Here is a 10,734-nt window from a genome sequence, read left to right on the forward strand (position 1 = left end):
TGGCACGGGGTCGCCCCGAGATGATCCTTTGAGGACAAGGTGCGGCTCGGGACTCCCGTCCCCCACGGGAGTCCCGAGCCGGTGCTCCGGTCAACGCGCGGTGCGGAGTCCGGCGGACAGGCAGGCGGGCGAAGAGCTGCGGAAAGCCCGGGTCAGTGCACCGGGACCGCGGGGAGGGCGGGGTCTGCCTCGTCGCGCTCGGTGACGGGCCAGGCGACGGTGTCGGAGATGGGGGCGGGGGTGCGGTCGAGGGCGGGGTAGTCCAGGGCGGGGACGTCGACGTCGACGGAGACCTCGTCGCCGCCGATCTCGCGGGTGATCCACGGGCCGCTCTCCACCAGGGCCTTCAGGGTCTTGACGTGCAGGACGCCGAGCCTGGCCAGGTACCAGTCGTCGCCGGGCAGGGAGTTCATGCGGCTGGCGAGGCGGGCCTTGATCGAGCGGACGCGGGTCATCAGCTCGGCGGTGAGGGCCTGGCGGTCGTGCGGGCCGGGGAAGCCCGCGCGGAGGCGGTCCTCGATGCCCCGGGGCATGCCGTTCTCGTCGGGCATCACCATCGTGGTCCACGCCCGGGACTTCTCGCGGTACTGGAGCTGCTGCATCAGGCCCTCGTGCGCGGAGAAGTCCGACGAGCGCAGCGGCTTGCCCTGCCAGCGCGAGCGCAGGGTGCCCGCCAGCGACAGCGCGCTCTTGACCCCGGTGTTGAGCCCGCGCCCCGGCCAGAAGTGCAGCGAGTTGGCCGCGTCGCCGATCAGGCACCCGAAGGTCGTCGGCGCGAGCTGCGCGGTGAACCGGGCGTTCTGCGTCATGCCGAGGCGGAACATGGTGATGCCGAGGATGTCCTGCGGGGCCGCGCCGAACAGGCGGGCGCCCTCCAGGATGCGCGGCCACAGGAACGACAGCCGGTCCACCGAGGGCTTGAACACGGCCCGGTGCCGGTCGCACACGAACCGGTCCCCGCGCGGGAGCATCATGCAGCGGTACTTCTGGATGCAGTCGACCGGGCTGTCCTCGCCGATGGCGACGATCTCACTGGCCTCCTCGGCCGTCAGGCGCATGTTGATGAACCCGCCGCCGAGCGAGTTGAACAGGTACCGGTTCTGGCTGACCGTCAGCGGGACGGTGTGCTCGTCGGGCACGGTGCCCTTGACCCGGATTCCCAGCACCGTCTCGACCAGCTGCTCGCCGTTGACCGAGTAGAAGTTCCGGTCGGGGGTGCCGAAGTGGGTGGTGAGCCGGGTCCGGGTCGGGGAGTTCGCCCCGTCGGCGATCGCGAGGATGTGCGCGCCGCCGTACGCCGCCGGGGGCGTGTACGCGCCGGGGATCAGCTCGATGTCGTAGACGTCCTGCGCCATGTCGAGCAGGCAGTCCTCGATCCAGCGGATCTTGATGTTGCGGGGCCTGCCGCGCTCGGCGGGGGAGTCGGGGCCGAGCGGCCACATCTCGCCGTAGCGGCCCTCCACGAACAGCCGGCGCTGGACCTGGTGGGGCAGCGTGGACCAGACGTTGCTCTGCAGCGTGACCACCTGCTCGCGGCGGACGTTGCCCTCGGCGCGCCCCATCCAGACCACCCGGTTGCCCTGCCTGCGCCAGCGGCGGTCGTGGACGCGCACGACGACCTGGTCGCCCATCATGGCGCGCACGGTGCAGGCGAACGCCAGGCCGACCGGCCCGCCGCCCACGACGTCGACCCGCAGCGGCGCCCGCCCGGTGGGCAGCGGGTCCAGCTTCTTGAACAGCCCGGTGGCCCAGGCCGCCGACCGCGCGGAGATGTCGGGAACGACCTGCTCGGCGCGCGTGGGCGCGGCGATCAGCGCCGTCCTCGCGTCGACGTCGTTGCCACCAGTGCTCGTCATGCCCGGCCACCCTCTCAGCGGTGATCATCCCGTGTTGCCCACCTAGACGGCCGGGAGCCGCTTCGGTTCCCTGGCTCGGGCGTCGCCGGTCCATGGCGAGGTCGTGCTCGACCCGGGTGGGCGCCCGACCCCTGCCCGCGTTATCGCGGCCGGGCCGCCGCGCGTTTCGGTCGCCGCCGATCCGAGCGCCGCGATCGGAGCAAGTATCTGTTACCCGAAGTCCGTCCTTTAGCTGTGGATGAAACCGTTGCCGCCGGACATTCCGTGCTGTGAGCTGCCGCCCGGGGGGCGAACACTGGGGGCACGATGGGGTTTCACCGTGAGTTTGGGCTGCTCGGACCAATGGAGGTCCGCGTCGACGGGCGGCAGGTCGAGGTCAGCACACCCAAACTGAGGGTCCTGCTCGCGGCGCTGCTGGCGCGGGCGAACCGGTCGGTGCCGGTCGATCGGCTGGTCGAGCACCTCTGGGGTGACAGACCGCCCGCGAGCGCGCGCAAGTCGTTGCAGATCTACGTGCTGCGGCTGCGCAGGCTGCTCGCCGACGACCCGCGTCGCCCCGCGCTGATCCTGACCCGCCCCGACGGCTACCTCATCACCGTGGGCGACGACGCGCTCGACCTCGCCCGGTTCACCGCGGCCGTCGCCGCGTCCGAGCGCGCGGGGAGCACCGCCGAGCGCGCCGAGTGGCTCGACCGGGCCGAGGCGTGCTGGCGGGGGCCCGCGCTGGCCGACGTCCCGGCCGACGCGCTGCGCCAGGAGGTGGCGCCCTGGCTGGAGGAGGAGCGGGTCCGGGCCGCCGAGCGGCGCGCGGGCGCCTACCTGGAGCTGGGCCGCCACCACGAGGTGCTCGGCGACCTGGTGCGGCTCACCGGCGAGCACCCGTGGCGGGAGACGCTGTGGGCGCGGCTGATCCTGGCGCTGCACCGCTGCGGCAGGCAGGCCGACGCGCTGGGCGTGTACCGCGACCTCGACCGCAGGTTCCGCGCCGAGCTGGGGATCGACGTCGGGCCCGAGCTGCGCGCGGCGCACCGCGCCGTCCTCGCCGCGCCCGCCGCCGTCGGCGGGCTCCCCTCGGACGTGCGCGGGTTCGCCGGGCACGGCGAGCGGCTCGCCGAGGTCGAGGCGCTGCTGTCGGCCGAGCAGGCGGACGGCCCGTCGATCGTGCTGGTGTGCGGCGCGCCGGGGGTCGGGAAGACGGCCTTCGCCGTGCGGCTCGCGCACCGGCTGCGCGCCCGCTTCCCCGACGGCCAGCTCCACGTCGACCTGCGCGGCTTCGCCGCCGAGACGCCGCTGACGCCCTCGGAGGTCCTCGGGCGCTTCCTCGGCGCGCTCGACGTCGCGCGCGAGCGGGTGCCCGATGACCTGGACGGCCGCGCCGCGCTGTTCCGCGGCCTGCTGGCCGACCGGCGCATGCTCGTCGTGCTCGACGACGCCAGGTCGGCGGGCCAGGTGCAGCCGCTGCTGCCCGGCATCCCCGGCGTGGCGGTGCTGATCACCAGCCGGGACGACCTGCGCGCCCTCGCGGTGCGCCAGGCGCTGGACCGGGTCCGGCTGCCCGCGCTCGACCCGGCGGCGGCCATGGCGGTGCTGGCCGCCCAGATCGGGCAGGCGCGGGCCGCCGCCGAGCCCGCCGCGCTGGCCCGCCTCGCCGGGCTGTGCGCTCACCTGCCGCTGGCGCTGCGCATCGCGGGCGCCCACCTGGCCGCCGACCCGCACCGGACGGTGGCCGACCTCGCCGCCGACCTCGCCGGGCCGGGCAGGCTCGCGGCGCTGTCGATCGACGGCGACGACGGCCCCTCCGTCCTGACCAGCGTCGCGCGCTCCTGGACCGCGCTGCGGGCCGACGACCGGGCCGCGCTGTGCGCGCTGTCGGCGCTGGGCGAGTTCAGCTCCACGGAGGCCGCCCGGCTGCTGGGCACCAGCCCGCTGGCGGCGGGCCGGGTCCTGGACCGGCTCGCCGCGGCGAACCTGGTCACCCGCGACGGCCCGGACCGCTTCGGGCTGCCGGAGCTGATCCGGGAGTTCGCCGCGGGCTGCGTGTCCGTGGGCCCGGAGCTGGCCCCCGCGGGCTGAAACCGGAATGCAGGCGAAACGCAGGCGGCGTCGAGCAGCCTGCTCCCAGAAGTGCCCTACGCTGGAGGAAAAGTGCGGCTGCGTCGTGTGGTGATCGCGGGGACGGTGACGGCCCTGCTGGGGGCGGCCATCGCCGTCACAGTGGTGAACGGGCCCGTCGAGCCGCCGGTGGCGGCGCTGGCCGAGGCGCCCGACGAGGTGACCGCGATGACGGCCGCCCAGCTCCAGAACTCCCGGGTGGAGGTGCTCGACGAGCGCACCCCGACCCGCGTGGTGTGGGCCAACCCGGGCGGCACGCTCACCGCGGAGCTGCACGCCGTGCCCGTGCGGGTGCTCAAGGGCGGCGCGTGGAGACCGGTCGACCAGGACCTGCAGCGCAGACCCGACGGGACGGTCGAGCCCAAGGCCGCGGTCGGGGAGCTGGTGCTCTCCGGCGGCGGTGATGACGCGCCGCTGGCGCAGATGCGCAGCGAGGGCAAGCGCTTCAGCGTGCGCTGGCCCGCGCCGCTGCCCGAGCCCGTGCTCGACGGCGCCACCGCCACCTACCCCGAGGTCCTGCCCGGCGTCGACCTGCTGATGCACGCCGAGCGCGCGGGCTACCGCCAGCACCTGGTCGTCAAGACGCCCGCCGCGGCGAAGAACCCCGCCCTCAAGTCGATCCGGATGCGCGTGGATGCGGGCGGGCTGCGCGTGCGGGCGGACAAGTCCGGCGCGCTCAGCGCCGTGGACGGCAAGGGCGCGGTGGTCTTCAGCTCGCCGCCCGCGGTCATGTGGGACGCCAAGTCGCGCAAGACGCGGGTCGCCATCGCCCTCGGCAAGGGCACCATGGACCTCAGGCCGGACCTGAAGTTCCTCGCCGACCCGGCCACCGTCTTCCCGGTCACCATCGATCCGGACTGGACGCCGGGCAAGCACGGCTGGACCAGCGTGCTCTCGGGCAAGCCGAACGACACCTACTGGAACTCCAGCGGCGACGGGTCGACCGCGCAGGTCGGCCAGTGCTACGACGTGGGCTACTGCGACGGCATCAAGGAGGCGTGGTCGTACTTCCAGTGGGACACCAGCGCCCTCAACGGCCGCGCGGTCCACACCGCCACGTTCAACACCGCGATCCGCTCCAGCCCGAACTGCACCAACAAGCAGCACATGTTCTACCGGGCCCACAGCCCGGTCGGGACCGGGACCACCTGGAACAACAAGCCGGGCGGAACCCTGCTGGCCGAGTTCACCGCCCAGGGCGTGTACACCAACTGCTCGGGCTGGAAGCCCGTCGGGCACGGCATCGCGACCGAGCACATCAGCATGACCGGTTTCACGACGTTCCTCATCACGGCGAAGGACTCCACGGACCAAGGCGCCTGGCGCAAGTACGACCCGGCGTCGACCACGCTGACCATCAACTACAACACCGCGCCGCACAACCCCACCGAGCTGCACACCGAGCCCTCGCTGAATCCGCCCTGCCGCTGGTGCGACGGCGTGTCCTACTACGGCGCCGACAGCATCCGGCTGAAGGCCAGGATGTCCGACCCGGACGGCGACCAGGTCAACGCGAACTGGCGGATCTCCCGCAACGGTGTCGCCGGGGAAACCGGGTGGAGCGCGTTCCGTCCGTCCGGCAGCCTGCACGACGTCACCCTCGGGCTGGGTGACGCCGAGAACGGCAAGATGATCTCCTTCGGCGCGATCGCCGGGGACGGCCGCGCGGCCGGCGCCTGGGTGGACTGGTCGGGCCGGTTCGTGTCCGACCGGGTGGGCATCACCTCCAAGCCGCTGGTCGAGGCCACGGTGTACACCGAGGACAACCGCTGGCACGGCGGTGTCGGCGTGGCGGACACCTTCACCTTCAAGCCCAACTGGACCGGCCCCGACCCGTCGAAGAACGACATCGACCACTACCTCTACGGCTGGCACCCCGATCCGTCGACCCCGGTGGCCGCCAACGCGCTCGGCGGCAGCGCGACCATCCCGCTGGCCCCGGAGGAAGACGGTCCGCAGACGCTGTACGTGCAGTCCGTCGACCGCGCGGGTCACAAGAGCCCGGTCGAGGAGCACCGCTTCTACGTCCGGGCGGGCAACGGCGCGCTGGCGCAGTACTCGTTCGAGGGCAACGCCAGGGACACCGCGTTCCTCGGCGACCGGCACGCCACCCTGCGGGGCGGCGCGGGCTTCACCGCCCAGGGCGCCGTCGGCAGCGCCGCCGCGCTCGGTGGCGCGCCCGCCCACCTCACCGCCCCGGCCGCGGTGCACACCGACGGACCCTTCTCGGTCTCGGCGTGGGTCAAGCTCAGCAGCCTGCCCGCGGCGGGCCACACCTACACGGCGCTCTCGCAGGACGGCGGTGTCGTCAGCGGGTTCATGCTCGGCTACCGCAACACCGACGGCGGGCAGTGGGAGCTCTACAGCCCGTCGGCCGACAGCGCGACCCGACCGGCCGACGAGGCCGTGCGCGTGAAACGGCCCGTCACGCTGAACACCTGGACCCACGTGGCCGGGGTGTTCGACCCGACCGCCGGGAACATGAGGCTCTACGTCAACGGCAAGCTGGCGGACACCGCGACCGCCGCGCGCACCAAGGGGTTCGACGCCACCGGCGCGTTCGCCGTCGGGCGCTCCCTCTGGAACGGCGCCCAGACCAACCACTGGCCCGGCGCGATCGATGAGGTCCAGGTCCACGACCGGGTCCTGAGCGCGGCGGAGATCGAGGCCGCGGTCAGCACCAGCGGCGTGCAGCTGGCGCACTGGAAGCTCGACGACGGCACGGGCGCCACCGCCCGCAACGCCGTCGACGGCGGGATCGACGGCGTGCTGGAGAAGGGCGCGGCGTTCACCGCCGCCGGCGCGGTCGGGGGCGGGCTGCTGCTCGACGGGATCGACGACGCGATGGCCACCACGGGCCCGGTCGTGCGCACCGACCAGAGCTTCACCGTCACCGCGCAGGTCAAGCTCACCAGGTTCGACACCGGCACCTACACCGTGCTCTCGCAGGACGGCACGCGGTTCTGCGGGTTCTGCCTGCAGTACCAGAACGGCCGCTGGGTCTTCGTGTTCGTCGACGCCGATGTGGACACCCCGGCCGCGTACTACTGGGCGGGTGCGACCGCCGTCCCGAAGGTCAACGGCTACACCCACCTCGTCGGCACCTATGACGCCGACACTGACAAGGTCCGCCTCTACGTTGACGGCGTGATGGTCGGCGAGACGACCCGCCCGGTCTCGTGGAACGCGAGCGGGCCCTTCCAGGTCGGCCGGGCGCTCGTCAAGGGCGTCCCGAGCCAGCACCTGCCGGGCACCGTGGACGAGGTGCGGGTGCTCGGCCGCGCCGTCACCCTCGACGAGGTCCGCGGGCTGCTCAGCCGCGACAACGTCAGCGCGGGGCAGTGGCGCTTCGACGGCAACCTCCTCGACGCCCGGAACCGGGCCGAGCTCACGGGCAACCCCGCCGACACCGAGTACTCCGCGGGGCAGACCGACATCCCCAACCCCGACGACCTGGCCGTCCGGCTCAACGGCACCGACGACCACGTGCACTTCCCCGGCGTCATCCGCACCGACGAGAGCTTCGCGGTGACCGCCTGGGCGCGGCTGGACCGCATCGGCGGCCACCCGGCCGTGATGTCGCAGGACGGGACCAACGTCAGCGGGTTCTGGCTGCGGGCGCTGCCCAACGGCAAGTGGTCCTTCCGCGTCCAGGAGGCCGACGTGCACAACGGCAACGGCGGTGAGGTGGCCAGCGGCGCCATCGCCCAGCCCGGCGTGTGGACGCACCTGGTCGGGGTGTACCGCAAGGACCTGGGCCGGGTGGAGCTGTACGTCAACGGAGTGCTCGCCGGTTCGGCCCCGCACGCCGGGGGGTTCCGCGCCACCGGGGCGATCCAGGTCGGCCGGGCCAAGTGGAACGGCGTCGTGACCGACTACTTCCCCGGCGCCGTCGATGACGTGGCCGTGTACAGCAGGCCGCTGTTCGCCGCCGAGATCACCTCGATGGCGGGCCGTGACCAGAGCCTCGGCCACAACTGGACCCTTGACGAGGGCACCGGCGCCACCTCCGGCGACACGGCGGGCAGCCGCCAGGCCGCGCTGGGCGGCGGGGCGGCGTTCGCCCCCGGCCGGGTCGGCAACGCCGTGCGGCTCGACGGCGTCGACGACGTGGTGACCACCGAGGCCGTCGACGTGCGCACCGACGCCAGCTTCACGGTGAGCGCGTGGGTCAACCTGGAGAGCAAGGACTGCGACTTCGACGCCACCTCCGTGTGCATGCGCAGCGCGGTCGCCCTCGACGGCGGCGGCACGGAGCCGAGCAGCAAGTTCCGGCTCGGCCACCGCATGGACGACCAGGGCAACGACGGCAAGTGGGTCTTCGAGATGCCCGAGGACGACGGGTGGATCACCGACGCCGCCATCGCCGTCCGGCCCGACCAGCTCAACAGCTGGGTGCACCTGACCGGCGTGTACAACGCGAGCGCGAAGGCCATCTACCTCTACGTCAACGGCAACTACGAGGACGACGGCACCCTGGTGAAGCCGTGGCAGGGCACCGGTGGGCTGACCATCGGCCACGGCTGGAGGAACGGCGCGACGCACCGCTTCTGGCACGGCAGCGTCGACGACGTCCGGCTCTACTCCGGCGCCCTCGACGACGCCCGGGTCACCGCCCTGGTCCGTTCCTACCCGGCGGTCGGCGCCGACGCGGCCATGCCGGTGGCCAACGCCGGGCACTGGAAGTTCAACGAGGGCAGCGGGACCACCGCCGCCGACACCAGCGCCGCGGGCAGGCCGATGACGCTGCACGGCGCCGCGGGCTGGAACGGCGGCCGCGACGCCGGGTCGCTCTGGCTCGACGGCAACGGGGGCCACGCCGAGACCGCGGGCACAGTGCTCGACACCTCCACCAGCTTCTCGGTCTCGGCCTGGGTGGCGCTCACCGACAGCACCAAGTACGCCGCGGTGTTCGGCCAGGACGGCAACGTCATGAGCACCTTCTACCTCCAGTACGACGCCGGGGCCCAGAAGTGGGGCGCGGTCGTGCCGAAGTCCGACTCGACCAACGCGGCACTGGACCAGGTCCTGTCGCTGGAACCCGCGCCGCTCAACGCGTGGACGCACCTCACGGTCGTCTACCACAAACCGAGCACCCAGCTGCGCCTCTACGTGAACGGCTCGCTGTCCGGGGTCAAGACGGACATCGTCCCCAAGCCGTCGACCGGCCCGCTGTCGGTCGGCCGGTGCAAGTGGAACGGTGCGAAGGCGTGCTACTTCCCCAAGGGCGTTGACGACGTCCGGGCGTTCACCAAGGCCCTCACCGACGGCGAGGTCCGACGGGTGCACGACGACGCCCCCGCCGTCTCGCACGGCACGTGGCGCTTCGACGACGGCACGGTCACCGACGCCTCCTGGCGGGCCAACCCCACCACGGCGAGCGGCGCGGTGTCCTACCCGCAGGGCGTCTCCGGCACGGCCCTGGGACTCGACGGCGTCTCGGCGTCGGCGACGGCCGCCAACGTGGGTGTCCCGATGCGCGACAGCTTCACCGTCTCGGCGTGGGCCAGGCTCTCCCGCGGCGACAAGACGGCGACCGTCCTCGGGCAGGACGGCTCGCGGCAGAGCGGCTTCACCGTCCAGTACCGGCCCGCGGTCAACCGCTGGATGTTCGGCGCGGCCACCCATGACGCGGACAACGTGCCGACGGTCTACGCCGCGTCGGTGAACCCGCCTGCGCTCAACCGGTGGACCCACCTGACCGGGGTCTACGACCTGCCCGCCCGCCAGCTCAGGATCTACGTCGACGGGCACCTGGTCGGCACCCGCGGCAACGTCCTGCTCTGGCAGGCGAACGGCGGGTTCAGCATCGGGCGCGGCAAGGTCAACGGGCTTCCCGCGGAGTTCTTCCCCGGCGCGGTCGACGAGGTCACCACCGACCTCGGCGTGGCCCGCGACCACGACATCCTCGCGCGGGCGTCGCGGCCCGCGCCGTCGGGCGGGCACCTCGGGCGCTTCGTCAACGCCACCGGCGACCACCGCTCGGTCGACGCGTCCTCCGGGTTCTGGGACCAGTTCGCCCCGATGCCGGACCAGTACAAGTACGAGGGCCCGCTGGGGATGCTGCTCGACGCCGAGGCGCCGGGCACCCACCGGCTGTACTCGTGCCTGGCGGGCACTGACAGCTTCACCTCCACCGCGGCCGACTGCGGGGGCTCGACGAAGCTGGCCGACCTCGGCTGGGCCTACACCCAGCCGCCCGCCGGGGTGTCGACGGCCCCGCTGCACGCCTGCCGCTTCGGGCAGGAGCGCGGGGACTCGATGGACCCCGCCTGCGAGGGCGGCACCGCCGACGGGGTGCTCGGGCACCTGCTCGCGTACGCGCCGCTGGTCCGCTACCTCGATTCGCGCAGGCCGGACCACGCCGCCACCACCAGCGGCATGGCGCCGGGCTACCGCAGGGAGGGAACCCTGGGCCTGCTCGCCCGCTCGGCGAGTGAACCGGGCACCCAGAAGCTGCAGTCCTGCCTGAGCGGCAACGACCGGTTCCTCTCCACCGACCCCACCTGTGGGGGCGCGACCGTGGTCCACACCGTCGGCGGCATCTGGACCGCGCCGCCGCCCGGTCTGCAGAGCCAGGCCCTGTACCAGTGCCAGGCATCGCCCAACAACCGCTTCGAGGCCGCCAGCCCGACGTGTGACGGGCGGCCCGTGCTCGGTCTGCTCGGGTACGTGCTGACCGCGGTCCCGGCGCCGGGCGCCTGACGCGGACGGTGCGGGCGGGGACCGATCCCCGCCCGCACCGTCCCCACCCCGGAATCAACGC

3 protein-coding genes are annotated in these 10,734 nt (G+C 73.2%); 2 read left to right on the forward strand and 1 reads right to left on the reverse strand.

Annotated elements, in window-relative coordinates:
- Positions 1-152: 152 nt before the first annotated feature.
- The gene (locus ACTG9Q_RS05940; RefSeq protein ID WP_455571593.1) at positions 153-1,856 is read right to left on the reverse strand and encodes a hypothetical protein; all 1,704 of its coding nucleotides are present in this window, start codon (positions 1,854-1,856) and stop codon (positions 153-155) included.
- Between the two features lie 342 nt (positions 1,857-2,198).
- Between ACTG9Q_RS05940 and ACTG9Q_RS05945 the strand changes: the two genes are divergently transcribed.
- Both ACTG9Q_RS05945 and ACTG9Q_RS05950 read left to right on the forward strand, forming a co-directional pair.
- Positions 2,199-3,929, forward strand: coding sequence for a BTAD domain-containing putative transcriptional regulator (locus ACTG9Q_RS05945; protein ID WP_455571594.1), 1,731 nt, complete (start codon positions 2,199-2,201; stop codon positions 3,927-3,929).
- A 72-nt stretch (positions 3,930-4,001) separates the two neighbouring features.
- Complete coding sequence (locus ACTG9Q_RS05950; RefSeq protein WP_455571595.1) at positions 4,002-10,673, forward strand: LamG domain-containing protein; 6,672 nt, start codon at positions 4,002-4,004, stop codon at positions 10,671-10,673.
- The last annotated feature ends 61 nt before the right edge of the window (positions 10,674-10,734 follow it).

Source organism: Actinokineospora lacus (genome assembly GCF_053813445.1).